The organism is Rugamonas sp. FW305-51 (assembly GCF_058786935.1).
This window is the reverse complement of the sequence record NZ_JBYSZG010000016.1, coordinates 57,004-81,511: the sequence shown is the minus strand read 5'-3', so window position 1 is coordinate 81,511 and position 24,508 is coordinate 57,004. Positions and strand designations below refer to the sequence as shown.

At 68.4% G+C, this 24,508-nt stretch carries 24 protein-coding genes; all 24 read right to left on the bottom strand.

Annotation, left to right across the window (positions count from 1 at the left end):
* Positions 1-6: 6 nt before the first annotated feature.
* Positions 7-1,236, bottom strand: a complete 1,230-nt coding sequence (locus AC3WOS_RS13440; protein WP_492716478.1) for a beta-ketoacyl-ACP synthase — start codon at positions 1,234-1,236, stop codon at positions 7-9.
* Positions 1,233-1,985 (bottom strand): 3-oxoacyl-ACP reductase FabG, encoded by a 753-nt coding sequence (gene fabG / locus AC3WOS_RS13435; protein ID WP_492716476.1) that lies wholly within the window; start codon positions 1,983-1,985, stop codon positions 1,233-1,235. Before fabG ends, AC3WOS_RS13440 begins: the two co-directional genes overlap by 4 nt.
* Before the next feature lie 2 nt (positions 1,986-1,987).
* Entirely contained in the window at positions 1,988-2,467 is a 480-nt protein-coding gene (locus AC3WOS_RS13430; protein WP_492716474.1) for a hotdog family protein, read from the bottom strand.
* On the bottom strand, positions 2,464-3,666 hold the full coding sequence (locus tag AC3WOS_RS13425; protein WP_492716472.1) for a beta-ketoacyl-ACP synthase: 1,203 nt from the start codon (positions 3,664-3,666) through the stop codon (positions 2,464-2,466). The genes AC3WOS_RS13430 and AC3WOS_RS13425 overlap by 4 nt, the downstream gene beginning before the upstream one ends.
* An 8-nt stretch (positions 3,667-3,674) precedes the next feature.
* Positions 3,675-4,229, bottom strand: a complete 555-nt coding sequence (locus tag AC3WOS_RS13420; RefSeq protein ID WP_492716470.1) for a DUF3261 domain-containing protein — start codon at positions 4,227-4,229, stop codon at positions 3,675-3,677.
* A gap of 56 nt (positions 4,230-4,285) precedes the next feature.
* On the bottom strand, positions 4,286-5,545 hold the full coding sequence (locus AC3WOS_RS13415) for an NAD(P)/FAD-dependent oxidoreductase (protein WP_492716468.1): 1,260 nt from the start codon (positions 5,543-5,545) through the stop codon (positions 4,286-4,288).
* The gene (locus AC3WOS_RS13410) at positions 5,538-7,904 is read right to left on the bottom strand and encodes an MMPL family transporter (RefSeq protein WP_492716466.1); all 2,367 of its coding nucleotides are present in this window, start codon (positions 7,902-7,904) and stop codon (positions 5,538-5,540) included. The genes AC3WOS_RS13415 and AC3WOS_RS13410 overlap by 8 nt, the downstream gene beginning before the upstream one ends.
* A 26-nt stretch (positions 7,905-7,930) precedes the next feature.
* Positions 7,931-8,551 carry an outer membrane lipoprotein carrier protein LolA gene (locus tag AC3WOS_RS13405; protein WP_492716464.1) on the bottom strand — a complete coding sequence of 207 codons (621 nt, stop codon included), beginning with the start codon at positions 8,549-8,551 and terminating at the stop codon, positions 7,931-7,933.
* On the bottom strand, positions 8,548-8,982 hold the full coding sequence (locus AC3WOS_RS13400) for an acyl-CoA thioesterase (RefSeq protein WP_492716462.1): 435 nt from the start codon (positions 8,980-8,982) through the stop codon (positions 8,548-8,550). Before AC3WOS_RS13400 ends, AC3WOS_RS13405 begins: the two co-directional genes overlap by 4 nt.
* Complete coding sequence (locus AC3WOS_RS13395; RefSeq protein ID WP_492716460.1) at positions 8,975-10,531, bottom strand: HAL/PAL/TAL family ammonia-lyase; 1,557 nt, start codon at positions 10,529-10,531, stop codon at positions 8,975-8,977. Before AC3WOS_RS13395 ends, AC3WOS_RS13400 begins: the two co-directional genes overlap by 8 nt.
* On the bottom strand, positions 10,518-11,459 hold the full coding sequence (locus AC3WOS_RS13390; protein ID WP_492716458.1) for a lysophospholipid acyltransferase family protein: 942 nt from the start codon (positions 11,457-11,459) through the stop codon (positions 10,518-10,520). The genes AC3WOS_RS13395 and AC3WOS_RS13390 overlap by 14 nt, the downstream gene beginning before the upstream one ends.
* Complete coding sequence (locus tag AC3WOS_RS13385; RefSeq protein WP_492716456.1) at positions 11,456-12,250, bottom strand: glycosyltransferase family 2 protein; 795 nt, start codon at positions 12,248-12,250, stop codon at positions 11,456-11,458. Before AC3WOS_RS13385 ends, AC3WOS_RS13390 begins: the two co-directional genes overlap by 4 nt.
* Positions 12,204-14,087, bottom strand: a complete 1,884-nt coding sequence (locus AC3WOS_RS13380; RefSeq protein WP_492716454.1) for an ApeI family dehydratase — start codon at positions 14,085-14,087, stop codon at positions 12,204-12,206. The genes AC3WOS_RS13385 and AC3WOS_RS13380 overlap by 47 nt, the downstream gene beginning before the upstream one ends.
* Positions 14,080-14,625 (bottom strand): COG4648 family protein, encoded by a 546-nt coding sequence (locus AC3WOS_RS13375; RefSeq protein WP_492716453.1) that lies wholly within the window; start codon positions 14,623-14,625, stop codon positions 14,080-14,082. Before AC3WOS_RS13375 ends, AC3WOS_RS13380 begins: the two co-directional genes overlap by 8 nt.
* Before the next feature lie 5 nt (positions 14,626-14,630).
* A complete protein-coding gene (locus AC3WOS_RS13370) occupies positions 14,631-14,900 on the bottom strand; it encodes an acyl carrier protein (RefSeq protein WP_492716452.1) in 270 nt (89 codons plus the stop codon).
* Between the two features lie 12 nt (positions 14,901-14,912).
* Positions 14,913-15,167, bottom strand: coding sequence for a phosphopantetheine-binding protein (locus AC3WOS_RS13365; RefSeq protein WP_492716451.1), 255 nt, complete (start codon positions 15,165-15,167; stop codon positions 14,913-14,915).
* Positions 15,160-15,933, bottom strand: a complete 774-nt coding sequence (locus AC3WOS_RS13360) for a lysophospholipid acyltransferase family protein (RefSeq protein ID WP_492716450.1) — start codon at positions 15,931-15,933, stop codon at positions 15,160-15,162. The genes AC3WOS_RS13365 and AC3WOS_RS13360 overlap by 8 nt, the downstream gene beginning before the upstream one ends.
* Positions 15,926-16,660, bottom strand: a complete 735-nt coding sequence (locus AC3WOS_RS13355; protein WP_492716449.1) for a beta-ketoacyl synthase chain length factor — start codon at positions 16,658-16,660, stop codon at positions 15,926-15,928. The genes AC3WOS_RS13360 and AC3WOS_RS13355 overlap by 8 nt, the downstream gene beginning before the upstream one ends.
* 331 nt (positions 16,661-16,991) lie before the next feature.
* Entirely contained in the window at positions 16,992-18,056 is a 1,065-nt protein-coding gene (locus AC3WOS_RS13350; RefSeq protein ID WP_492716447.1) for an AbrB family transcriptional regulator, read from the bottom strand.
* Between the two features lie 22 nt (positions 18,057-18,078).
* Entirely contained in the window at positions 18,079-19,152 is a 1,074-nt protein-coding gene (locus AC3WOS_RS13345) for an ABC transporter ATP-binding protein (protein ID WP_492716532.1), read from the bottom strand.
* A 29-nt stretch (positions 19,153-19,181) separates the two neighbouring features.
* A complete protein-coding gene (locus AC3WOS_RS13340; protein ID WP_492716446.1) occupies positions 19,182-20,957 on the bottom strand; it encodes an ABC transporter permease in 1,776 nt (591 codons plus the stop codon).
* Positions 20,958-21,149: 192 nt separating this feature from the next.
* On the bottom strand, positions 21,150-22,241 hold the full coding sequence (locus tag AC3WOS_RS13335; protein WP_492716445.1) for an ABC transporter substrate-binding protein: 1,092 nt from the start codon (positions 22,239-22,241) through the stop codon (positions 21,150-21,152).
* A gap of 71 nt (positions 22,242-22,312) precedes the next feature.
* The gene (locus tag AC3WOS_RS13330; protein WP_492716444.1) at positions 22,313-23,275 is read right to left on the bottom strand and encodes a Bug family tripartite tricarboxylate transporter substrate binding protein; all 963 of its coding nucleotides are present in this window, start codon (positions 23,273-23,275) and stop codon (positions 22,313-22,315) included.
* A gap of 99 nt (positions 23,276-23,374) precedes the next feature.
* Positions 23,375-24,439, bottom strand: coding sequence for a porin (locus AC3WOS_RS13325; protein WP_492716443.1), 1,065 nt, complete (start codon positions 24,437-24,439; stop codon positions 23,375-23,377).
* Between the last annotated feature and the right edge of the window lie 69 nt (positions 24,440-24,508).

Genomic DNA, 24,508 nt, shown 5'->3' with positions numbered 1-24,508 from the left:
CGCCCATCAGCGGTAGCGCTTGAAAATCAACGAGGTATTGATGCCGCCAAAGGCGAAATTGTTGGACATGACGTACTCGCACTGCAAGGCGCGGCCGGTGCCGGCGATATAGTCCAGCGGCGCGCATTGCGGATCGACCTGCTCCAGGTTGATGGTGGGCGCGAACCAGCCCTCGCGCATCATCTCGATGCTGATCCAGGCTTCCAGCGCGCCGCAGGCGCCCAGCGTGTGGCCCATGTAGCTCTTCAGGGAGCTGATGGGCGTGGCGCCGCCGAACACCTCCATGGTGGCCTGCGACTCGGCGATGTCGCCCTGCTGGGTGCCGGTGCCGTGGGCGTTGATGTAGCCGATATCGGACGGCTGCAGGCCGGCGTCTTCCAGCGCCAGCAGCATGGCCTTTTTCATGGTGGCAGCGTTGGGCTGGGTCACGTGGCAGCCGTCGCTGTTGGTGCCAAAACCCACCAGCTCGGCGTGGATGGCCGCGCCGCGCTCGCGCGCGTGCTCGTACTCTTCCAGGATCAGGCAGCCGGCGCCCTCGCCGATCACCAGGCCGTCGCGGCCGGCGTCGAACGGGCGCGGCGTGGTGTGGCCGGCATCGTTGCGGGTGCTGGTGGCGAACAGGGTATCGAACACGGCCGCCTCGGTGGCGCACAGTTCCTCGGCGCCGCCGGCCACCATGGCGCGCTGCTTGCCGGCGCGGATGGCTTCATACGCATAGCCTATGCCTTGGCTGCCCGAGGTGCAGGCGCTGGAGGTGGTGATGACGCGCCCCGTCAGGCCGAAGAACACGCCGATGTTGACCGGCGCCGTGTGCGCCATCATCTTGATGTAGGTGGTGGCGTTGATGCCCTTGGTGGTGCGCTCCTCCATCATGCGCCCGAAGTCGCCGATGGCGCTCGGGGTGCCGGCCGAGGAACCGAACGAGACGCCCATGTCGCCGCTCTGCAGCAGCGGATGCTCGAGCAGGCCGGCGTCCTGCAGCGCCAGTTCGCTGGCGCGCGTTGCCATCAGCGCCACCCGGCCCATGCTGCGGATGGCCTTGCGCCCGTAGCGCTGGTTCAGCTCGAACGGCGCGGCCGGCGCGCCCAGGCGGGTGTTCAGGCCCTCGTAGTCGGACCACTCCTCCATGCGCACCACGGCGTTGCGGAACTGGCCCAGCCGCTCGCGGATGGTGGCCCAGTCGTTGCCGATCGGGCTGATGCCGGCCATGCCGGTGACGACCACGCGCCGGCTCATGCCAGGCCCCCGTTGACGGAAATGACCTGGCGCGTGATGTAGCCGGCCTCCTCGCCGATCAGGAAGCTGACCGCGGCGGCCACCTCCTCGGGCTTGCCCACGCGGCGCGCCGGTATCATCTTGAGCGCCTCGTCCATCGGCACCTCGCTCGTCATGTCAGTCTCGATCAGGCCCGGCGCCACGCAGTTGACCGTGATGGCGCGCTTGGCCAGTTCCAGCGCCAGCGCCTTGGTGGCGCCGATGATGCCGGCCTTGGCCGCGCTGTAGTTGACCTGGCCGCGGTTGCCGATCAGGCCCGATACGGACGCCAGCGTGACGATGCGGCCCGGCTTGCGGCGCTGCACCAGCGGCATCACCAGCGGATTGAGCACGTTGTAGAAGCCATCGAGGTTGGTCTGCAGGACGATGTCCCAGTCCTCGCCGGACATGGCGGGAAAGGCATTGTCGCGCGCCACGCCGGCATTGCACACCACGCCGTAGTAGCAGCCGTGGGCGGCGATGTCGGCCTCCAGCGCGGCGGCGGTGGCGGCGCGGTCGCCGATGTCGAACTGCAGCACGCGCGCGGCGCGGCCCAGGTCCGCGATCTGGCGCGCCACCTCGTCCGCCTCGGCGCGCTGGCTGCGGCAATGGAGCACCACGTCGTAGCCGTCGCGCGCCAGGCGCAAGGCGATGGCCTTGCCGATGCCGCGCGACGATCCCGTCACCAATACGCTCAGGGCCTGGCCTGGCGCGCTCTTATTCTGATTCATGCTCATACTGCACTTCCATCTTTGAGGAATTGATTGACATTGTCGGGCTGGAACACGGTCACCGTGGCCGTGGCGACGGTGACATCCCGCCCCTCGCCGGCCAGGTCGATACGGCACTCGAAGGCGCCCAGGCCATTCTCGCCCAGCAGCACGCGCTGCACATGCACGTGCAGCACGCTGTCCGGCGCGAAGCCCGGTACGCGCGCCTCGTACTTGCGCGAGCCAAGCAGGAAACCCACCTTGACCGCCTCGCCGCGCTGCAGGGCGGTCAAGCCGGCGTGGGCCGCGATGGCCTGCGCCATGTATTCGATGCCGACCCAGGCGCCCACGCCGTCGGCCCCGCACAACACGCTGCCGGCATGAATGCGCACTTCCGCGCACAGGTTCTCGGCGTCGGCGCTGAGCACCCGGTCCAGCAGTATCATCTGGCCGGAATGAGGCACCAGCGCGGCGATATCGGGCATCTGATCGGCCGGCGTCATGCATCCCTCCCCAGCAGCAGCGCCGCGTTGGAGCCGCCAAAGGCGAACGAATTACTCAGCGCCAGCCGCAGCGGCCGGCCCAGCGCGGCGCCGCGCGGCGCCAGGTTCAGCACGGGCAGCGCGGGATCGGCCACGCCGTCCCACAGGTGGGGCGGCAGCTTGCCGTCCCGGTTATCGTCCTGCATGGCCAGCCAGCACAGCGCCGCCTCGATGGCCGCCGCCGCACCCAGCGTATGGCCGGTAAACGGCTTGGTCGAGCTGACGGGAACATCGCTGCCGAACAGCTCGGCGATCACGCGCGACTCCATCGCATCATTTTGCACCGTGGCCGTGCCGTGCAGGTTGATGTAATCGACCTGCGACGGCGCCACGCCGGCCCGCGCCAGCGCCTGCGTCATGGCCAGCCGCGCGCCGCCGCCGGCCGGGTCGGGCGCCGAAATGTGGTGCCCGTCGGACGACTCGCCCCAGCCGCGCAGGGCCACCGGCGCCGTGCCCGGCGTGGCCTGTGCGCTCATCAGGAACAGCGCGGCCCCTTCGCCGATGTTGATGCCGTTGCGGTTCACGCTCATCGGATTGCAGGGCGCCGCGCTCACCGATTCGAGCGCCGAGAAGCCGGCCACGGTGAAGGCGCACAGCGTGTCGACGCCGCCCGTCAGCACCGCATCGCACAGGCCCATCTTGATCAGGCGGGCGGCGCTGGCCATGGCCTTGGCGCTGGAGGAACAGGCGCTCGAGTGCACGTAGGCCGGGCCGTCCAGGCCCAGCTCGGCCGCCAGCATGGCCGCCGGCGACGCCATCTCCTGCTGGCCGTAGTGGAAGCCATCGGGCAGCGCGCCCTGCTGCGCAAGGTGCCGTAGCGCGCTTTCCGTCTCCGCGATGCCCGAGGTGCTGGTGCCGATCACCAGTCCCACGCGGTCGGCGCCGTAGCGGGCGATGGCCGCGTCGACGGCCGGGCGGATCTGGGCCAGCGCCGCCAGCGCCAGCGCGTTGTTGCGGCTGCGCTGTTGCGGCGGCAGGTGCGCCACCGGCGGCAGATCGCCCGCCACCCGTCCCAGCGGCAGCGGCCGTCCGGCCGACCAGGCGTCCGTCACGGCCAGGCCGCTGTCGCCGGCGAACAGGCGCGCCTTGATGGCGGCGTGGCTGTCGCCCAGCGCACAGACCACGCCGCAGGCATTCAGATAATAATTGGTCGGATCCACCTTCAACCTCAATCGTTGGCCGGCGCGAACTGGATCGTCAGCCGGTAGTGATAACGCAGGTTTTCCAGGACCACAGTGCCGCTCCAGCGCGGTTGTCCACTATAGTCGATCAACATGACGGCCTGTTCGTCCAGGTACAGCGTGCGCCGCCCGTCCCGCTCCGCGATGCGCCAGCCGGCCGGCAAGGCCTGGGCGATGGCATCGGCCGGCCACAGCGTCAGCTGCATGTCTTCCAGCACGTCGTCGGCCCGCACCTGCGACGGCAGCATCACGTGGCGCCAGGAAGTGAGTTCCTTGCCATCATAATGCAGCGACAGCACGCGCTGGCCGAACGCCAGGCCCACCGCATCGAGCGCCTCGGGCTCGACCTGCAGGGCCACGTCCAGCTCGTCGATGCGCCCGTCCCGTTCCACCTTCAGATGCTGCTGCACGCTGATGGCGGCGCCCAGCGCCGCAGGCGCCAGTTTCAGGCCCAGGCGCGCGCGCGGCGGCGGCGCGCTGGCGCAGCCGGCCAGCGCCAGCAGCGCCAGCGCGGCCAGGCCGCCTTGCAAGCTGCGATGCATCCCGCGTCGCTGCCCGCCGCATGGCGCGCCTTGCAGCCGGTTTCGCAATCCGTCTGTCAGGCCGGCGTGCACAATGCCTCCAGCGCGGCCAGGCGGCGCGGCGTCTCCCGGACGAAGGGATTGCTCTGGTCCCAGGCATAGCCGGCCAGGATCGCCGAGATCATGCGCTTGATTTCCGGCTGCTGGCCCTCATGGAAGATGATGCGCTGGAAGCCGCCCGCGTACCACGACTCGACGAAGGCGCGGAAGGTATCCACGCCCTTGCGCAGCGGCGCGCCAAACTCGGCCTGCCAGTCCACCGTCTCGCCGGCGAACTGGCGCTGCAGCGCCGCCGCCGCCAGGCTGGCCGACTTGAAGGCGATCGTCACGCCCGACGAGAACACGGGGTCGAGGAACTCGCCCGCATTGCCCAGCAGCGCGTAGCCCGGCCCCCACAGCTGGTCCACGTTGGCCGAATAGCCGACGATCTGGCGCGCCGAGGTATCCCATTTGGCGTTGGCCAGCAGCGATTGCAGCGACGGTTCCTCGGCCACGATGGCCTGCAGGCGCTCGGTGGGCGTGCCCTGGTAGCGCTCCAGGAAGCTGGTCTCGGCCACCACGCCCAGCGAGCAGCGCCCGCCGGCGAACGGGATGGTCCAGAACCACACGTCGCAATGGCGCGGATGCACGGTGACGCGGATCTTGTTGCGGTCGAAGCCCGCCCCGGCCGCGATGCCATCCTCGATGTGGGTGAAGATGGCGCCGCGCACGGGGAAGTTGGACGGCCGCTCCAGCTTGAGCAGGCGCGGCAGGATGCGTCCGAAGCCGCTGGCGTCGAGGATGAAGCGGGCATCGACCTGGTACACGGCGCCGTCCGGGTCCTTGACGGTCACGCGCGAACCGCCGCCGGGCTGGCCCAGCGCCACGTCCAGCACTTCATGGCGGTAGCGCACCTGGGCGCCGAAGCGCTCCGCCTCGCGCGCCAGGATGTGGTCAAAATCGGCGCGCTGCACCTGGTAGGTGGTGCCCCAGCCGCTGGCGTGCTTGTCGCGGAAATCGAAATCCGTGTAGCGCCCGTCGCGCATGAAGGCGGCGCCGTTCTTAAACTGGAAGCCCGCCTCCACCACGGCCTGCAGCATGCCGGCCTGCTCCAGGTAGGCCATACTTTGCGGCAGCAGGCTCTCGCCGATCGAGAAGCGCGGGAACTGCTCGCGCTCGAGCACCAGCACCTGGCGCCCCTGCTGGCGCAGCAGCGCAGCGGCCACCGAACCGGCCGGGCCGGCGCCGACGATCAGAATTTCGACCTGTTCCACCGTGGACTTCTGTTGTTCAACCATGATTTCTTTCAGAGCCAGAACCAAATAAAGGAGCGATCAGCCACACCAGCGCAGTCCCCAGCAGCATGGTCAGGCCGAACGCCTGCAACGCCGGGGTCTTGCTCAGGCCGAGCAGACCGAATGACAAAATCGTGTTGGCGGCCGACAGGCCCACCGCCAGCCACGGCGTGCGCCGTTCCGCGGCCTCCTGCATGAAGATACCGTAATCGACGCCCACGCCCAGCAGCAGCATCAGCGCCAGCACGTGGAACAGTTGCAGGTGCTGGCCCGCGTAGCCCAGCAGCGCCAGCGTGGCCACGCTGGCCAGCGCGGACGGCGCCAGCACGCGCCAGGTCCGGCCCCGGTAGCGCGGCAGCAGCAGCACGAACACCACCGCGTAGGCTAGCAGCACCACCCAGCCCATGTACTGGCGGTAGCGCCCCAGCACGGACGAAATCTCGGCCACCTTGTCCACCCACTGCACCCCCGCCAGCCCGGCGCCGGCCTGCTGCAGCTGCGGCAATGCCCGGCTGTCCAGTCCACGCAGCGCGACGATGCTGGCGTAGCCGGCGGCGCCGTCCACGTGGCCCAGCCACAGGTGGCGCCACGGCTCGCTGGCCGGGGTGCGCAGGAAGGCGTCCACCGTCAACGGCGCGCCGGCCGCGCGCAGGCGCGCGCGGGTGGCGGCCACCCATTGCGCATCCTGCCCGGTCTGCGCGGCCAGCGCCGTCAGCGGACCGCCATCCTGCAGCAGATGGTCGTCGATCAGGGCCCGGCGCTCGGCCTGGGCCGCGGCCGACGGCACCCAGTTCGACATGGCCTGGTAGCCGCTGATGCGGTGCTGCCCGACCAGGGGATCGAGGCGCTGCTTGAGCGCTTCCTCACGCTGCAGCACCATGTCGGCCGTATCGCCGCGCACCAGGAAGAACTGCACCGGGGTCGGTGCGTCGAGCAGGCGGCCCAGCTTGATCTGGTCGTCCAGCAGGTGCTTGGGCGGGTTTTGCAGCAGGCGGATGTCGTCGTTGGCGCCCAGCCGGCTGATGCCGGCGCCGGCGGCCAGTACGAACAGCAGGCCGGCCAGCAGCGTGGCGCCGTTCCAGCGCAGCACGGGCCAGCGCGCCAGCGCGTCGCCGTAACGGCGCAGCAGCGCGCCCTGCCGCAGCGTGCCGCCGCCGATTAGCAGCGGGAACCAGAGTACCACCGTAAACCAGGCGAACACCAGGCCCAGGGCCGAGAACACGGCCATCTGGCGCAGGCCGGGGAACGGCGTGAGCGCCAGGCCCGTGTAGCCGGCCATCGTGGTCACCAGGGTCAGCACCAGGCCAGGCATGAGCCGCTTGAGCAGGGCCGGCGAGGCGGTCGCCGCGTCGGCGCTCAGGCGCCCGCTGAGGAAGTAGATGCCGTAGTCGAGGGCCACGCCGATCAGGCTGGCGCCGAACACCAGCGTCATCAGGTGCAAACGCTCGAACAGCAGCGTGCACACGGACAGCGCGCCCAGGCAGCCGACGGCAATCGACAGCGAAATGAGGATGATGGGCCGGACCGAACCAAAGGCCAGCCACATCAGCAGGACCATGCCCAGCAGCGAACCGAGGCCGATGGTGGACACTTCGCCGCTGGCCTGGGCGCTGGCGTTGGCCGCGTGCAGTATCACGCCGGCCTCGATCAGCTGCACCCCGGGCACGGCTTGGCGGGCGGCGTCGCCTGCCTGCTTGAGCAGCGGCAGCACGGTTTCCTGCGCCGTCATCGACAGCGCCCGCACTTTCAGGGTCAGCGGCAGCAGCACGTACTGGGCCTGGGCGTCGGCCACGTACAGGCGCCCGTCGCGCGGGCGTACGGGCGTCTCCTGCGTGCGCTCCTGCACCCAGCCCGAAAACAGGCCGAACGGATCGTCCTGCCAGGCGCCCAGCTTGGGCCCGCCGAAGGGGCTGTACAAGCCGGCCAGGGCGGCCTGCAGCCAGAACTGGGGCGGCTCGCCGCGCAACTGCTGCTGCTGGCGGGCCGTCATCAAGGTCAGGCGGTGCTGCTGGAACAGGGCCAGCCAGTCGGCCTGGGTCTGCTCGTCGACGGCGGTGGGCGCGAACAGGTCCGGGCGGCGCCCGAGCACGGCGTGATAGGCGTCGGCCGCCCGCTGCGCGTCGCGCCAGTCGGGCGCGCCGACCAGCACCACCACGCGCTGCTGGGCCGTATCGACCATGTGGCTGAACGACTGCTGCAGCACGGGGTCGCGCTCCTGCACCGGCAACAGCGCCAGGATGTCCGTATCGGGCGCGCTGCGCTGCACCAGCCAGACATAGGCGTTATGGCCCAGCAGCAGGCAAACCACCAGTGCCCACAGCAGCGCCAGGCCTTTGTGCTGCTTCAGAACAGGCTGCTTCAAAACAGGCTGCTTCAAGACTGGCTGCTTCAAAACAGGGCCGCCTCTTCGGCCGTCATGGCGCCCTCGCCGGTCTGGATGGCGGAAAAGACGATGGTGGTGCGGTCGCCGCCCGCTTCGTTCATGACGATATTGCGCACGTAGGCGCCCCCTTCCAGCCGGATCGCGCCGATGGCCTTGGCCAGCGCCGGCTCGCGCGCCTTGAGCGCCACCTGCCAGCTGCCGGCGTCCGCCGTGCCGTCCACTTCGAACAGTTTTTCCAGCTGCCCCAGGTCGCCCGACAGCAGCGAAAACAGCACGCTGTTAATCATGCGCACGGTGGGCTCGGTCCTGGCGTCAAGCCGCATGGCGACGCGGTCGCCCTGGAAGTTGACGATCTCGTCGCGCGTCAGGCGCAAGGTGCTGGGGAAAGGCTGCAGCGTGCGCCACAACACGCCCTTGCCGCCCACCACGCAAAAGCGGCCGTTGGCGGCCAGCGGTTTTTTCATGCCGGCCAGCTGCTTGCTCTGGTCGAAGCGGCCGCACATCAGTTTGGGCTTGGCCAGCATGGCCTCGATCTTTGCCACCGGCGCGCCGGCCTGCGCCGGGCCGGCCAGGGTGGCCAGGGCGGCAAGAACAGGCAGCAGCAGCGCCAACGTCATCTTCTTCATACGGGTTGGACTCCCAATTTTTCAAACAGCACGGGCGGCGACACGAAGCACATTTCCTTGCTGGCGATATCGACCGCCACCTGGGTGGTGCTGGCGCGGTTCAGGCGCTTGCCCGTGTCGGCGTCGGTGATCAGGTATTCGATCTTCAGGCGGTTTTCCCATTCGACGATCTCGGCCCGCAGCCGCAGCTTCTGGCCGAAGGTGGCCGAACCCACATAGCGCAGGTGCATGTCGATCACCGGCCAGGCATAGCCGGACTCTTTCATCTGCACGTAGTTGTAGCCTATCTGGTCGAGCAGCGCGCAGCGCGCCACCTCCAGGTACTTGACGTAGCGCCCGTGCCAGACGATCTCCATCGGATCGAGATCGAAGAACTGGACCTGCATCTCGACTTCGGCAACCCAGCGGCCCGGCCTGGACGGCTTAGACATACAGCTCCCATGCCTTGGCGCGGATACGTTCGAGCAGCAGGCGCAGGTCCGGCTCCAGGCGGCGGTCTTCCTGCACCGGACGCACGTCGTCGCCCAGCTGCACCATCATCTGCGCCAGCGCCGCGTGGGGCGGCACCTCGGGGCAGGCGCGCTGGCGCAGCCAGACGCCCTGGCGCACCGTGATCAGCAGCGCGGCGACCACCTGTTCCGTCAGTTCCAGCACGCGCAGGCAGTCGCGCGCGGCGATGGTGCCCATGCTGACCTTGTCCTGATTGTGGCATTCGGTCGAACGCGAGAACACGGAGGCCGGCATGGTCAGCTTGAGCGCCTCGGCGGTCCAGGCCGACACGCTGATCTGCAGCGCCTTCAGGCCGTGGTTGATGGCGGCGCGGGGGCCGGTGGCGCCCGACAGGTTGGACGGCAGGCCATGGTTGTAGCGGCTGTCGACCATCAGCGCCATCTGGCGGTCCAGCAGGTCGGCCAGGTTGGCCACCGCGTTCTTCATGCCGTCCATGGCGAAGGCGATATGGCCGCCGTAGAAATGGCCGCCGTGCAGCACGCGTTCCTCGTCCGGGTCGATCAGCGGATTGTCGTTGGCGCTGTTGAGTTCATTTTCGATCAGGCTGCGGAAGAACGGCATGGCGTCGCCCAGCACGCCGATCACGTGCGGCGCGCAGCGGATCGAATAGCGGTCCTGCAGGCGCTTGCCGTTGCGTTCCCACTGGTCGGTGGGCAGGTCGCTGCGCAGCCAGGCGGCCACCTGCTGCATGCCCGGGTGCGGCTTGACCGAGAACAGCACCTGGTCGAAATGGTGGGCGTTGCCGTCGAGCGTGTAGGAAGCCATGGCCGTGATGCGGGTGCACAGGCGGGTCAGGTATTCGGCCCGGTCGTAGGCCATGCAGGCCAGCGCCGTCATGACGGCCGTGCCGTTCATGATGGCCAGCCCTTCCTTGGGACGCAGCCGCAGCGGCGTGATGCCGGCCTCGCGCAGCGCCTGCGCGGCCGGCACCTGGGCGCCGTCGCGCCACACTTCGCGCTCGCCGCACAGCACGGCCGCCAGGTAGGACAAGGGCGTCAGGTCGCCGCTGGCGCCGACCGAGCCTTCGGACGGGATCAGCGGCAGCAGGCCGGCGTCGAGCAGGCGCGTGATCTGCAACAGCAGCTCGACGCTGACGCCGGAATAGCCCTTGCTCAGCGACGCCAGGCGGGCGGCCAGGATGGCGCGGGTCTGGGCCGGGTCGAAGTAGGCGCCCAGGCCGCAGCCGTGATAGGTGTACAGGTGGTGGGGCAGCTCGGGCACCAGCTCCGCCGGCACGGTGACGGTGCAGGAGTCGCCATAGCCGGTGGTGACGCCGTAGACGGTGCCCTCCTCGCGCAGCAGGCGGTCGAGGAAGTCGGCGCCGCGGGCGATGGTGGCGCGGAATGCGGGGTCGTCCGACAGCGCGGCAACGGCGCGCCCTTGCGCGATATCGACGATGTCTTCAATCGTCAGGCGCTGTTGGTCAAAGCGCACGGCGCGCCGGGTGGGGTTCAGGTCAGCGGGATGCATCGGGGGTGTCCAGTTGGGGTAAATGCCAGAAATCGTAGAAATTGAACCACTGCAGCGGGGCCCGCAGGCAGTGGTGCTCGAGCCGCCGCGCGTAATCGCCCGCCAGCTGCGCCAGCGCCGCCTCGCGCCCCTGGCGCGGCACGCGCACCATGTCGCGGAACGGCTCGATGTGCACCTCGGAGCGCTGGCCGCGGCGCACGGAAAACAGCAGGTAGACCGGGCATTGCAGCACGCTGGCCAGCACATAGGGGCCGACCGGGAACGCCGCCGGGGCGCCCATGAAATCCGCCACCGCCACCCGCGGGTTGTGGGAAACGGGCACGCGGTCGCCGGCGATGACGACGAACTCGCCCTGCGCCACCTTCTCCGACAGCACCATCGCCGTGGCCGGCGACATGTCCGTCACCTGCATCAGATTGAGCTGGCTGGCCGGATTGAGCTGGCCCAGCATCTGGTTGAAGGCGCGCGCGTGGCGCGTATGCACCAGCACCGTGAGCTTGATGTCGTGCCGCTGGCGCGACAGCACGCGGCACAGTTCCAGGTTGCCCAGGTGGGCGCAGATCAGCAGCCCGCCCCGGCCCTGCGCCAGCGCCGCGTCGATCGCCTCGGCGCCGAAGAAGGTGACGCTGTCGAGCGGGAACAGGCCGCCCCACAGCAGCATCTTGTCGAGGATGGCCTCGCCGAACGAGGCGAAATGGCGCAGCACGCCGGCCGGCGCGGCGCCGCCGTGGCGCCGCACGCGGGCCAGGTAGTCGCCCGAGGCGCGCCGCGGCAGCGGCTTGGTCAGCACATACCAGCCCAGCACCGGATAGAGCACGGCGCGGAACGGCCAGCGGCCGAACACGCGGCAGATCCAGAACAGCAGGCGCATGCCCGCCACGAAGCTGATCTCGTTGATCGAGGCCCAATGCCGGCCGCGCGCGCTCATGACGTCCGCCGCCGGCCAGGCAGCTTGCGGGCCAGCAGCGCGGGGATGCGGGGCAGCATGCCGAAGAACAGTTTGGTATGCATCCACGAGATCAGCACGTTGTCGTGCCACACGCGGAAATGCGAGACGCCGTCGGCCGGATACGACACGCGGGTCGGCAGGTTGCGCACTTCCAGCCCGCTCCAGTACAGGCGCACCAGGATGTCGGTGTCGAAGTTCATGCGCGCGCCGATGCGCCGGCGCGCGGCCAGCGCATTGACGGGCGCCACCGGATAGACCCGGAAGCCGCACATGGAATCGCGGATATCGAACGACAGCGTGTTGATCCAGACCCAGACGTGGGTCGCGTAGCGGCCGTACAGCCGCGCCTTGGGCACAGATTCGTCGTACACCGGGCAGCCGGCAATGATGGCGGCCGGATGGGCGCCGGCCTGCGCCAGGAAGCGCGGCACGTCGTCCGTGTTGTGCTGGCCGTCGGCGTCGATCTGCAGCGCGTGGCTGCAGCCCTGGGCCGCGGCCTGGCGGAAGCCGCTCAGCACCGCCACGCCCTTGCCCTGGTTGACGGCCAGCCGCACCAGCGTCACCTGCGCCGGGTGGGCCAGCGCCAGCGCGTCGAGCACCTGCGCGCATGGCGGCGCGCTGCCGTCGTCGACCAGGATGCACGGCACGCCGTGGCGCAACAGGCCGTCGAGCACGGCGCCGATGGCGTGTTCGTGGTTGTAGACGGGGATCACGATACAGGGTTTAAACACCGGCCGCTCCCTCGTCGAACTGGATGCGGCCCGAGGCATGCTGTCCCGCGTCGGACAGGTAGCGGAACTGCAGGCTGCCCTTGTGCGCGTCGTGCAGCAGCTCCAGCCGGACCGGCTGTCGCGGGCGAATCACGTGCTGGAACTTGAGCGCGTTGATGCCGCGAAAACGCGCCGGCAGCGCGAAATGCCGGCGACCGTAATGGATCGCCCACTCCACCTGCACCACGCCGGGCAGGATGGGCGCATCGGCGAAATGGCCGTCGAAGTAGAACAGGTCGGCCGGCGCCGTCAGTTCCAGCAGCACCCGCTGCGGCTCGGCCTCCAGCTCCCGCACGTGCGGCAGCCGGGGTGCGGCCACGGACGCGCCTTGCGTCGCCGGGGCGGCGTCGTCGTCGAGCAGCGCCAGCAAGGCCGCCAGCGTGGTCTTGCCTTGCGCATTGACGGGCATGTGATCCAGATAGCGCCAGCGGCGCGGCAGCGCCACCGCCTCCACCACCGCGCCCAGCGCGGCGCGCAGGCGTCCGTTCAGCGCCGGCTTGCCGCCGGCGGCCAGCAGTGCCCAACCATCCGGCGCCGGCACCACGAAGGCGGCCAGCTTCTGGCGTTCGCCGGGCACCGGCTCGCACAGCGCCACGCGCGCTTCCAGCGCCAGGCCGGTGGCCACCAGGGCCGCCTCCATGGCGTCGAGCGAAATGCGCTTTTCCTCGATCTTGACGATGCGGTCGCTGCGCCCCAGCAGCAGGAAACGCCCGCCGTCATGGCGGCCGGCGCGGTCGGCCAGGGGCAACCAGTTGTCGTCGGCCAGGTGGGGCGAGCGCACTTCGAGCCGCTGGTCGCCGGCCAGGCGCCACTGCACCGTGGGGAAGGCCAGCCAGGATTCGTCGCTGTCCGGGCCGCGCTGGCGCCAGGCCACGCCGCCCGTCTCCGAGCTGCCATACACCTCCACCGGAATGCGCCCCAGCAGCCGGCCGGTGGCCTGCGCCGTCTCCGGCGCCAGCGGACCGCCGGACGAAAACACGGCGCGCAGGTGCTGCGCGGCGGCGCGCCAGTCCAGGTGTTCCGGCAAGCGTTTCAGATGGGCCGGACTGGCCACCAGCACGCAGGGACCGGCCGCCAGCGCCGCCGCCAGCTGCTCCGGATAGCTGATGCTGTGCGCATGGATGGCGCGGCCGCTGGCCAGCGGCCACAATACCTTGAACAGCAGGCCGTAGATATGCTGGTGCGACACCGTCGCCAGCACGGCGCCGTCGCCGGCGGCGGCGCCGAACAGGGTTTGCAGGGCCGCCACTTCGCTGGCCAGCTGCGACAGCTGCTTGGGGATGGCCTGGGCCGCGCCGGTGCTGCCGGAGGTGAATACCACCAGCGCGGGAAAATCGGGCGCCGGCGCCTGCCAGGGCTGGCCGGCCAAAGTGCCGCTGCCTGCAATGCGGTCAGTGGCCACGCCATGGTCCGCCGAACGGTCAACCGTCACGTTGCCTTCCGCCGCGCGCCCAGCCGCCATGTTGTGCTCCGCCGGGCCGGAATCCGCGGCGCGGCCGGCCGGCGGCGACAACGGCGCCAGCGCGGCCGGGAACTCGCCCAGGAAACCGTCCACCGCGCCGCGCAACGTGGTGCAACTGGCCTCCAGCGTATCGGCGCTGAGCCAGACGGTCTTGCCGGCCTGCCAGGCGCCCAGCAGGGCGGCGCCGAATTCGATGCTGTCGCCCAGGTACAGCGCGTAGCGGCTGCCGGCCTGGCCGTCCAGCAGCGCGCGCCAGGCCTGCAGCCGCGCCAGGAAGTGGGCCGCGTCGACGGGCTGGCCGTCGCGCCAGCCGATCAGCGTCTGCGGCGCGCATGCGGCCAGGCGGGCCGCCAGCTGTCCGAACCGTTCAACCATGATGCAGCCGCTTGAAACGCAGACGCACCAGATACTCGGCGCCGAACAAGGCGCCCATCAGTGCATACGAGATCACGCCCGTGTAGAGCGACCACACGGCTTCCGACGCCCACAGCGCGGTGCCCAGGGCGATCGCGCCGTTGAGCACGAAAAAGCCGCACCAGACCTGGGTCACACGCCGCATGTAGCGCTGCGCCGCCGGCGGGAAATCCTCGCCGCGCAGGCGCGCCATGCGCTCGACGGCCGACATCGGCGTCAGCAGGCTGTAGCCGAAGCCGCCCAGCAGCGCGCCGTTCACCAGCACCGGATAGAGCTTGAGCGGCAGCAGCATGTTGCTCCACACGGCGCAGCCCACCAGCAGCAGCGCGCCGGCCACCGACCAGCGCGCGGCCGCGCTCAGGCGCACCGCGCGCAGGCGCGTGGCCGCCGCCAGCAGCAGCAGGCCGGCCAGCCAGCGCGGCTCCACCTGGCCGTGGCCGAACCAGATGGCGAGCGGGTACAGCAGCGTGACCGCCACCGTCATGGTCGTCAGCAGCATCTGGTTTATACGGCAGGTTCCGTCATGCCGGCCAGCGCATCGACCACGTCGCTGATGGTGCGGATGGTCTTGAACACTTCCGGCTGCAGGCGCTTGCCCGTCAGCTGCTTGAGCTTGACGGCCAGGTCGACCGCGTCGATGCTGTCGATATCGAGGTCGGCGTACAGGTTGGAGGCCGGCGTCAGCTCGGCCTGGTCCAGCTCGAACATCTCGGCCAGCAGCTCCACCACCCACTGGTACAGCTGCTCTTTGCTCATTTCATTCAGATCTATCATATTACCGTTCCCTTATTTTTTTCTCAGGCTGGCGATCATGGCCGCCAGCGCGTTGACGGAAGCGAAATGGCGGCGCGTATCCTCCGAATCGGCCGACAGCGAAATGCCATAGCGCTTCTGCAGCGCCACACCCAGCTCCAGCGCATCGATCGAATCCAGGCCCAGGCCCTCGACGAACAGCGGCGCCGCCGCGTCGATATCATCGGCTGCGATGTCTTCCAGCTGCAGCACTTCGATGATCATTTCCTTCACTTCTAATTCAAGCATGGCCTTGGCACTTCCCCGTAAAATAATCCTGCAAAAAATCCGTCAAGCGGCGCGCCGCCATCACGTCGCTGGCGCCGTCCTCCAAAAATCCATCCACCGCCAGGTCGTCCTGGACCGCGATGGAAAACTGTACCCGGCGCGGCGGCACCCGCCACCAGCTTTCGCCCTTGCCCAGCGTGGGCGGTTCGCAGCGGATCAGCACCGGCGTAATGGCGCGCGCGCCGCGCACGGCGATATTGGCGGCGCCCCGTTTCAGGCTGATGCTGCCGTCGCCCGGCGTGCGCGTCCCTTCCGGGAACACGATCAGGTTGTTACCGCGGCGCAGGGAGGCGATGCAATCGCCCACCAGATCCGCCCCGCTCTCGTTGTTGATGTAGCCGGCCGCGCGCACCGGACCGCGCGTAAACGGGTTGTTCCACAACGCGCCCTTGACGATGCAGTCGGCCTGCTTGACGAACGCCATCAGGAACACGGTGTCGATCAGGGTCGGGTGGTTGGCCAGGATCAGCAGCCCGCCCCGTTCCAGCTTTTCCAGGCCGCTCACTTCGTAGCGCAGCACGCCCACCGTCCGCATCAGGTCCACATAGAGGCGGAAGGTGAAGCGTATCAGCTCGCGCGCGCAAGCCACGCGGCGCGCCCGCCCGCGCACGGCCACGTTCAGCAGCGGGAACACGAAGCCGCGCAGCAGCAGGCCGCCCACGCCGAACGCGGCGAAGCAGAAACCGGTGGCCAGTACGCGCCAGCAGCGCGACAGCAGCTCACGCATCGCGGCTCCAGCGCCAGCATTGCCGCCCGGCCTGGCGCTCCATGCTGGCCGCGCCGTCCAGCTGGAAACGCAGCACGGCCAGGCCGCCCGGCACCGGGTCCGGCGCCGCGCCGGGCGCGGCCGGGCTCCAGCTGAGCGACATCGCCGCGTCGCCGGCCGGCACCATCAGCCAGGCCCACGCGTAGGGCTGCTCCGCGCAATCTTCGAAGCGGGCAAACAGGTCCGGCAGCGGGCAGTCGCACGCCAGCAGCAGCACCATGGGCGCGCCGTCGGCCAGCAGGCCGCAGGCATCGATCACTGCGTGTTCAATGGTGGCCGCGCCGGCGGCGAGCGCGATGTGGTTGGCGCGGTCGGCGCGGGCGATGGTCAGCAAGCCGGCGCTGGCGTTGTGCACCGCCATGCCGAATGCCGTGGGGGAAAGCGCATCGCCCTGGGCCAGGTCGGTCAGCAGTTCGACGGCGCGCGCCACTTCGCCGTGACGCGAGCAGAACACGGTGGGCACGTCGCTGCGGCCATCGAGGCACTGGTAAGCCACTTCCAGCGCCATCTTGCCCAGCAAGCCGGCCCGCCGCCGCAGCATGGCCGGCATCTGCTTGACGCCAGGTTCGCCGCCGGGCGCGATGGCAGACGGCGCCTGCGCCCACTGCTGCCAATCCTGCGGCGTGGTGAGCCCGGGCGCCCAGGCGGCATGACCGGCAATTGAAAATGTGACGCCATTGCTGCGCATCTGAATAACCCCCGAGCTCAAAAAGAAAGAAACGTTCGAACTCGTGCCCACAATGCCGCAGAATTGCCAGCCAACGTTCTTTTCAAATTATAAACGAATAGACTTGATTTGACGAAATTTGTATGCCTGAGGAAACTAATTTCCGTTTAGAACTTTTCCAATTCTCTCCAATGTCCTCGGAAATTGTTGCCAAATAACGCAAAAAGCGCGGCATCCGCGCTTTTTTTGCTTATTCGACTAAAAAGTTTCGTATTTGGAAATATTGTGAATACTCAAGTTCTTCCTCACACGGCCCGTATTGTACCTGCAGTGGCGCGCCCGGCCCCCGTTTTTAACGGCGCCAGCGCTGCAGGCAGCGGAACACGGGACCGATGGTCAGCACCAGCACCACCATGCGCGCCACGTGGAAGGCGGTGACGACGGGCACGCCCAGGCGCAGCGTCTTGGCCGTCAAGGCCATTTCCGCGATGCCGCCCGGCGAGGTGGCCAGGATGGCCGTGCCGGGATGGATGCCGGCGCCATGGGCCAGCAGCAGGCCGAAGCCGGCCGCCAGCGCCATCGCCGCCAGGCTGCAGGCGGCCACGCTGGCCAGGAAGCGGGGCGCCGCATGGAGAAAGGCCGGCGAAAAGCGGCAACCCAGCGAGGCGCCGATGAACAGCTGGCCGCCCCGTATCATCCACTCGGGCAGGCGGCTCAGGTGCACGCCGCCGGCCGTCAGCGCCAGCGCCGCCAGCAGCGGGCCGATGACCCAGGCGTTGGGCATGCCGGCGCGCTTGCACAGCAGCGCCGCCGCGCTGGTCAGCGCCACCAGCACCAGCAGCCCGCCCGCCTGCACCTCGGCCGTGCCGGGCAGGTACAAGTCGTCGCCCAGCGCCAGCCCGTGGCTGCCCCACCAGCGCACGGCGAATGGAATCACGGCCACCACCAGCATCACGCGCAGGCTGTGCGCGGCCGCCACCCGCTCCACGCTGGCGCCGTGGCGCTCGCCCTGCACCGCCATTTCAGACGCGCCGCCGGGCGCCATGGCGAAGAAGGCGGTGGTGGGATCGGTGCGGGACAGTTTATGCAGCAGGTAGCCGCCGGCCCAGCCCAGCGCCAGCGCGAAGGCCACGGCCAGCGCGATCAGGGGCGCGTAGCGCGCCAGCGCCAGCAGCACGGGCGCCGTGAAATACAGGCCCAGCGCCGTGCCGATGGCCCACTGCCCCGCCTCGCGCGCACGCACGGGCGCGCGCAGGTCGCGCCCGGCCAGGCGTAGCGCGGCCGTGGCGAACAGGGGGCCTATCATCCACGGCAGCGGCGTGTTGAGCCACAGGCAGGCCGCCGCGCCGGCCAGCGACACCAGCAGCGCCGCCAGCCAGGCTTGCACATCTGCCTTGCCGCTGGCGGACAACCTCATACCGCAGGACGCCGTGCCGGCCTCAGAATACCCACAGCTTGTCGGACGGCAGTTGCAGCCAGTAGCGGCCCGCATCGAGCTTGTAGCGCGAATGGGCGCGCAGGCTGATCTCGGGACCGGACTCGCTCTTGAACAGGCACTCGAAGCGGTCGCCCAGGTACATGCAGGTCAGCAGCGGCAGCTCGATGGCGTTCTCCACCGGGGTGGAGCTGACGCGCACCTCTTCCACCCGGATGATGGTGCTGCCTTCGGCGGCGCTCGAGGCGCCGCGGGCCGTGGCCTGCAGCGTCGTGCCATTCACGTCCAGCTGCACGCGGCTGCCGTTGCGCTGCACGATGCGGCCCGGCAGGCGGTTGTTACTGCCCATGAATTCGGCCGTAAACAGCGTGTCGGGCGTCTCGTACATGCTTTGCGGGCTGCCCTGCTGTTCGATCTTGCCGTTGTTGAGCAGCAGGATGCGGTCGGAGATGGCCATGGCCTCGGCCTGGTCGTGGGTCACCATCAGCGCCGACAGGCCCAGGCGCACGATCAGCTCGCGCAGGAAGGCGCGCGCCTCCTCGCGCAGCTTGGCGTCCAGGTTGGACAGCGGTTCGTCCAGCAGGATCACGGGCGGGTTGTACACCAGCGCGCGGGCGATGGCCACGCGCTGCTGCTGGCCGCCGGACAGCTGGTGCGGGAAGCGCGCGCCCAGGTGCCCCAGGCCCAGTTGCTTGAGCACTTCGTTGACCCGCTCGGCGATGTCGGCCGCGCCCATCTTGCGCAACTTGAGGCCGTAGGCCACGTTGTCGAACACGGTCTTGTGGGGCCACAGCGCGTAGGACTGGAACACCAGGCCCAGGTTGCGCTGCTCGGCCGGCATCTCGAAGGCGCGCGCGCCGTCGAACACGCGGCGCTCGCCGATGTCGATGGTGCCCAGCTTGGGGCTTTCCAGTCCGGCCACGGCGCGCAGCAGCGTGGTCTTGCCGCTGCCCGAAGGCCCCAGCAGCGCCACCACTTCGCCTTTTTGCAGATGCATGGACACGCCCTTGAGGATGGGATTGGCGTGGGCGCCGCTGCCGTAGTCCAGGTGCAGTTCGTTGACGCTCAGTTCATTCATGATCAGGTCTCGTTTCATGGCTATTATCTTTAGTTGTGCAGCTTGACGCCGAAGCGCAGCGCGATGCCCAGGCCGATCGCGACCAGGGAAATGTTGACGAAGGACAGGGCCGCCACCAGGTCGGTCGAACCGCCGGCCCACAGCGACACCAGCATGGCGCCGATTACCTCGGTGCCCGGCGAGAGCAGGTACACGCCGGTCGAGTATTCACGTTCGAAGATCAGGAACACCATCAGCCAGGCGCCCAGCATGCCGTATTTGATCAGCGGCAGCGTGACGTCGCGCGTCACCTGGCCGCGGCGGGCGCCCACGGCGCGCGCCGCCTCTTCCAGTTCCGGCCCCACCTGCAGCAGCGCCGTCGAAATCAGGCGCATGCCGTAGGCCAGCCACACCACCGAGTAGGCCAGCCACAGGGCGAAGATGGTCGAGCGCAGCGAACGCAGCACGGGGATCGCATGTTCGCTCAGCCACAGGGCCACGCCGTTGTCCATGCCCTTCAACATGCCGTCCAGCCAGCTGGGCACGAACAGGAACACCCACAGGAACGACAGGCCCGCCAGCAGGCCGGGAATGGCGCGCGGCACCAGCACGCTGTAGTCGAGCAGGCGGGTGATGCCGTCCGGCTTGCGGTGCATGGCCAGCGCGATGGCGCTGTAGCAGACCACGGCCAGGGCGCCGCCCACCACGCCGATCAGGATGGTGTTGAGGATGCCGCGCATCAGCGAAGGCTGCTCCAGGATTTCACGGAAGTGGTCCAGCGTCAGCACGTCGGCCAGGTGCACGCCCTCGCCCCAGTACTGCACGAACGAGCGCAGCACGATGCCCGAGATCGGCATGACGATGGTAAACAGCAGCCAGCCGGCGATCAGCGCGAAGGCCAGCCATTTCCAGCGGCCCAGCGGCATGGACTTGGTGCGCGCGCCCTTGCCCTTGATCGACACGTACTTGTTGGCCGACTTGAGCAGCCAGCGCTGCAGCATCACCAGCGGCATGGTCACCATCACCAGGCACACGGCGACGGCGGCCATCAGGTGGTAGGACGGCGTACCGAGCTTGTTGGTCAGCTTGTACAGGTAGGTGGCCAGCACCAGGTGGCCTTCCGGATCGCCCAGCACCAGCACCAGGCCGAACACCTCGAAGCCGAGGAAGAACACCAGCACGGCGGCATAGGCCAGCGCCGGCATGATCATGGGCAGCGACACGTTGAGCATCACCTGCAGCGGCGAGGCGCCGGCCACGCGGGCCGCCTCCTCCACGTCCGAACCGAGGCTTTTCAGGGCCGACGAGGCGTACAGGTAGACGTGCGGCACGTGGGTCAGGCCGGCGATCACGACGATGCTGGTGAACGAATAGATGTTCCAGGGGATGAAGCCCAGCAGGTCCTTGGCCCAGGTCGAGTAGAAGCCCACGGGGCCCATCGAGACCACGTAGCCGAAGCCCATCACCATCGGCGAGACGAAGATCGGCACCAGCAGCATGGGCGCGATCCAGCCGCGGCCCGGCAGGTCGGTGCGTATCATGAGGAAGGCCAGCATGCCGCCCAGCGGCACGGCGATCACGGCCAGCCCGGTGGCCAGCAGCAGGCCGTTGCGGAAGGCGACGACGAAGTCGGGATCGTCGAAGATGAAGCGGTAGGCGTCCAGGCCCAGTTCCTTGGCCGGCATGAAGAATGGCGCCGACAGGAAGCTTTGGTAGAAGATCAGGAACAGCGGCACGAAGATGGCGAGCGCGGTCAGCGTCACCACCACGCCGCGCGGCCAGTTCAGGCTGCGCCGGCCGGAGCCGGGGATGGTCAGGGTTTGCATGTGTGAATACCTTCAAGCGCGGCGCGCGGGGGCGCCGTCACAATGTCCGATGGAGGGGTGTTGCGGCCGCCGGCATGCCGGCGCCGGGCCGCTTAGAGGCTGGTTCAAAATGACCGTGGCAAGGGCGGCGAAGACAGTGCACTTGCACGGCGAGGCGCCACAACGAAGCCACGGGCTTTTTGAAACGGCCTGTTACTTCTTGCCGGCCGATTCTTTCCACTGCTTGAGGAAGGCCATGCGCTTGGCAGGCCCCAGGAATTGCAGCACGATGGGATGGACCGGCACCGGCTTGACGTTATCCTTGCCGATCTGCTTGATCAGGTCGGCCGAAGTGGTCTCGCCCGTGACGTCGGCACGGATCGCGTACAGTCGCGAGTCGTTGGCGATGATGGTCTGGCCACGGTGCGACAGCATGTAGTCCAGCCACAGCTTGGCCGCGTTGACGTTCTTGGCGCCCTTGTTGATGAACAGCACGCGCGACAGGATCAGCGTGTAATCCTTGGGCAGCATGACGCCGATCGAGGGGTCGGCCTTGGCGCGCACCAGGGCGTAGGAACCGAGCACGTTGTAGCCGATCAGGTTCTCGCCCGACGAGATACGTTCCATCATGGTGCCGGTGGAGGACTGCACCCGCACCTTGGCCGCGCCGAAGGCGTTTTCCAGTTCCGGGAACTTGGTGCCCAGCTCGCGCGCATCCTGGGTCATGAACATGAAGCCCACGCCCGACTTTTCGATGTCGTAGGTGGTGACCTTGTCCTTGAACTTGGGCTGCTGGATCAGCTTGGCGAACTCGGCGTGATTCTGCGGCACTTCCTTGGGGTCCACCAGGCGCTTGTTGTAGACGATGGCGGCCGGCTCGAACGTGGTGCCGTAGGCCTGGTCATCCCACATGGCCCAGCCGGGGATCTTGGACGCTTCCACCGACTTGTACTTGAGCGCGTAGCCGTCCGAGGCCAGGCGCATCTGCAGGTCCATGGCCGAGGACCACATCACGTCGGCCGTGTTGCCGCCGGCCGCCACTTCGGAGATGAAACGGTTGTACACCTCGGTCGAATTCATGTCGTTGTATTCGATCGTGATGCCGGGGAACTGGGCGTTGAAGTCCTTGATCAGCGGCTGGGTGGCCTTGCTGTCGGTGGCGCCATAGATCACCAGTTTGCCTTCCTTCTTGGCGCCGTCGATGATCTTCTGGTAGTCGGCCGGATAGCCGGTCGGCACCTGGGCCAGGGCGGCCGTAGCGAATGCGGTGGCCAGGGTGGCGGCCAGGGTGGTTTTCAACATCATGTTTGTCTCCGTCGGTTTATATACTGCTCGTTTGTATGCTGCTTTGCTTGCTGCTGCCTTGCCACTTGCCGCTAGCGCACCAGACCCAGCTCGCTGGCGCGCTTGCCATAATCATCGACCGCCTTCCTGACGTAGGCCGTCAGCGCCGGCCCCGTCAGGCTGAACGGATACAGGCCGTAGCCGGCGCGGGTCTGCGCGAACTGCGGGCTGGCCAGCACCCGGTCGAAAGCGGCCACCCACTTGCGGTAGTCGGCCTCCGACACCTGCGGCCCCATCCACACGCCGCGGATCACGGGCCACACCACGTCGTAGCCCTGCTCGCGCGCCGTGGGCACCTTGGCCAGCACACCCGGCAGGCGCTGCTCGGACAGCACGGCCAGCACCCGGGTGCTGCCGCCGCTCGAGTACAGCGTCGCCTCCGACGCGTCGCCCGACACCACCTGCACGAAGCCCGCATGCAGCGCCGTGAAGGCTTCGCCGCCGCCCTCCAGTGCCACGAAACGCAGCACCTTGGGATCGACGCCGGCCGCCTTGACCACCAGCGCGATCTTGAGCCAGTCCTGGCTGCCGATAGTGCCGCTGACGCCGACCAGCACCTGGTCCGGATGGTGCTTGAGTGCCGTCACCAGCTCGCCCAGCGTGTGGTAGGGCGAATCGGCGCGCACCGCGATCATGCCGTAGTCCGCACCCAGCGCCGCCACCCAGCGCACGTCGTCCGCCCTGGCCTTGCCGAACTTGCCCTGCGCCAGGTTGAGCAGCGAACCGCCCGAAAAGGCCACCAGCGTGTCCGGCTCGGCACGCCGCTGCGACACCAGCGCATGCCAGGCCACGGCGCCTATCCCGCCCGGCAGGTAGCTGATCCGCATCGCCGCCGCGCCATGCTCTGGCAGGCCTTGCAGGCCCTTTTGCGCCAGCTTGCAGGTCAGGTCCATCGCGCCGCCCGGTTTGGAGGGCACGATGCATTCCGCGCCTGCCGCCTGGAGCGCCGTGCCGGCCATCAGGACGGCCAGCCATGCCAGCAAAATTGTTTTCATCGATGTAGGTATGGTAGAGCGTGGAAGCTTTCAAAGCGCTTTCAGCACCCGGACTCTTTTCAAAAAAAAAGAGCCCGGGTGCAGCCCGGGCGGAGCGGATCAGAAGCGGTGCTGCATGCCGGTCATGAAGCCGCGCTGGGTGTCGGCAAAGCCGGCATCGTCGCGCGACAGGCCGGTCAGCTGGCCGTTCTTGGCCTTGGCGTAGGCGGCGGCCACATACAGGTCGGTGCGCTTGGAGAGCGCGTAGCGGTAGCGCGCCACGTACAGGGTCGGATCGGCGTCCTTGCCGGCAGCTACGTTCTTGACGTTGACGTGGTAGATGGCGCCCGTCAGCGTAGTGACCGGGTTGGCCTTGTAGACCACGCCGCCCCAGTAGGTGGTGGCCTCGATGTCCGGTGTCAGCGCCTTGCCGGCCACCAGCTTGTAGTCGCGCAGCACGCCGATCACCTTGACCGGGCCGTTCTCGTAGCTGCCGCCCACATGCCAGACGGTGCTCTTGTCGCGGTTACCGGTGGCGGCCACGGTGTTGCCGTTGACGCGCTCCCAGGTCGCCATCAAGCCCAGCGGGCCGGCACCGTAGCTGACCGCCGTGGAGAACTTGGCGCTGTCGCTGGCGCCCGTGCTCTGCTCACCGGCACCGTAGGAGGCGCTGAACTTCACGTCGCCGGCCTTGACGGAGTACTTGATCAGGTTATCGAAGGAAGTGGTGAAACCGTACTTGCTCGGACCCGTGGCCGGACCGGAAGTGGCCCACGAATACAGCGGCGCAAAGCCCATCGGATCGAAACTGATCACCGTGTCGTACACGCTGGTAAACGATTTACCCAGCACCACGCGGCCAAAACCGCCTTCCAGGCCCACATAGGCCTGGCGCTTGAACAGCGCGCCGTCGGAGGCGCCGGTGTCCATCAGGATGCCGCCTTCCAGGTTGAACACGGCTTTCAGGCCGCCGCCCAGGTCTTCCGTGCCGCGCAGGCCCCAGCGCGACGTGTTCATGCCGCCCGAGGTCACGCGCGTCAGCGAACCGCCGCCGGCCTTGGCGTCGCTGGCGTAATCGACACCCATGTCCAGCAAGCCGTATACCTGCACGTTCGATTGCGCGTGGGCGCCGCCGGCAGCTGCCAGCAGGGCCAGGACGGCGAGGGACAGTGAGGATTTTTTCATGTAAGTCTCCAGTAGATGTAGTTATGAGTGATGCACCTGATCGACAATCAGGCTTCCACTATAAAATTC

Bases quoted from the DNA above. Each gene is read 5' to 3' on its own strand.
- AC3WOS_RS13390 (WP_492716458.1), bottom strand. From the start codon at position 11,459: ATGAGCGCGCGCGGCCGGCATTGGGCCTCGATCAACGAGATCAGCTTC.
- AC3WOS_RS13380 (WP_492716454.1), bottom strand. From the start codon at position 14,087: ATGGTTGAACGGTTCGGACAGCTGGCGGCCCGCCTGGCCGCATGCGCG.
- AC3WOS_RS13395 (WP_492716460.1), bottom strand. From the start codon at position 10,531: ATGCATCCCGCTGACCTGAACCCCACCCGGCGCGCCGTGCGCTTTGAC.
- AC3WOS_RS13440 (WP_492716478.1), bottom strand. From the start codon at position 1,236: ATGAGCCGGCGCGTGGTCGTCACCGGCATGGCCGGCATCAGCCCGATC.
- AC3WOS_RS13365 (WP_492716451.1), bottom strand. From the start codon at position 15,167: ATGCTTGAATTAGAAGTGAAGGAAATGATCATCGAAGTGCTGCAGCTG.
- AC3WOS_RS13340 (WP_492716446.1), bottom strand. From the start codon at position 20,957: ATGCAAACCCTGACCATCCCCGGCTCCGGCCGGCGCAGCCTGAACTGG.
- AC3WOS_RS13405 (WP_492716464.1), bottom strand. From the start codon at position 8,551: ATGAAGAAGATGACGTTGGCGCTGCTGCTGCCTGTTCTTGCCGCCCTG.
- AC3WOS_RS13430 (WP_492716474.1), bottom strand. From the start codon at position 2,467: ATGACGCCGGCCGATCAGATGCCCGATATCGCCGCGCTGGTGCCTCAT.
- AC3WOS_RS13330 (WP_492716444.1), bottom strand. From the start codon at position 23,275: ATGAAAACAATTTTGCTGGCATGGCTGGCCGTCCTGATGGCCGGCACG.
- AC3WOS_RS13345 (WP_492716532.1), bottom strand. From the start codon at position 19,152: ATGAATGAACTGAGCGTCAACGAACTGCACCTGGACTACGGCAGCGGC.
- AC3WOS_RS13360 (WP_492716450.1), bottom strand. From the start codon at position 15,933: ATGCGTGAGCTGCTGTCGCGCTGCTGGCGCGTACTGGCCACCGGTTTC.
- AC3WOS_RS13415 (WP_492716468.1), bottom strand. From the start codon at position 5,545: ATGGTTGAACAACAGAAGTCCACGGTGGAACAGGTCGAAATTCTGATC.
- AC3WOS_RS13400 (WP_492716462.1), bottom strand. From the start codon at position 8,982: ATGTCTAAGCCGTCCAGGCCGGGCCGCTGGGTTGCCGAAGTCGAGATG.
- AC3WOS_RS13370 (WP_492716452.1), bottom strand. From the start codon at position 14,900: ATGATAGATCTGAATGAAATGAGCAAAGAGCAGCTGTACCAGTGGGTG.
- AC3WOS_RS13335 (WP_492716445.1), bottom strand. From the start codon at position 22,241: ATGATGTTGAAAACCACCCTGGCCGCCACCCTGGCCACCGCATTCGCT.
- AC3WOS_RS13355 (WP_492716449.1), bottom strand. From the start codon at position 16,660: ATGCGCAGCAATGGCGTCACATTTTCAATTGCCGGTCATGCCGCCTGG.
- AC3WOS_RS13325 (WP_492716443.1), bottom strand. From the start codon at position 24,439: ATGAAAAAATCCTCACTGTCCCTCGCCGTCCTGGCCCTGCTGGCAGCT.
- AC3WOS_RS13385 (WP_492716456.1), bottom strand. From the start codon at position 12,250: ATGCCTCGGGCCGCATCCAGTTCGACGAGGGAGCGGCCGGTGTTTAAA.
- fabG (WP_492716476.1), bottom strand. From the start codon at position 1,985: ATGAATCAGAATAAGAGCGCGCCAGGCCAGGCCCTGAGCGTATTGGTG.
- AC3WOS_RS13375 (WP_492716453.1), bottom strand. From the start codon at position 14,625: ATGCTGCTGACGACCATGACGGTGGCGGTCACGCTGCTGTACCCGCTC.
- AC3WOS_RS13350 (WP_492716447.1), bottom strand. From the start codon at position 18,056: ATGAGGTTGTCCGCCAGCGGCAAGGCAGATGTGCAAGCCTGGCTGGCG.
- AC3WOS_RS13420 (WP_492716470.1), bottom strand. From the start codon at position 4,229: ATGCATCGCAGCTTGCAAGGCGGCCTGGCCGCGCTGGCGCTGCTGGCG.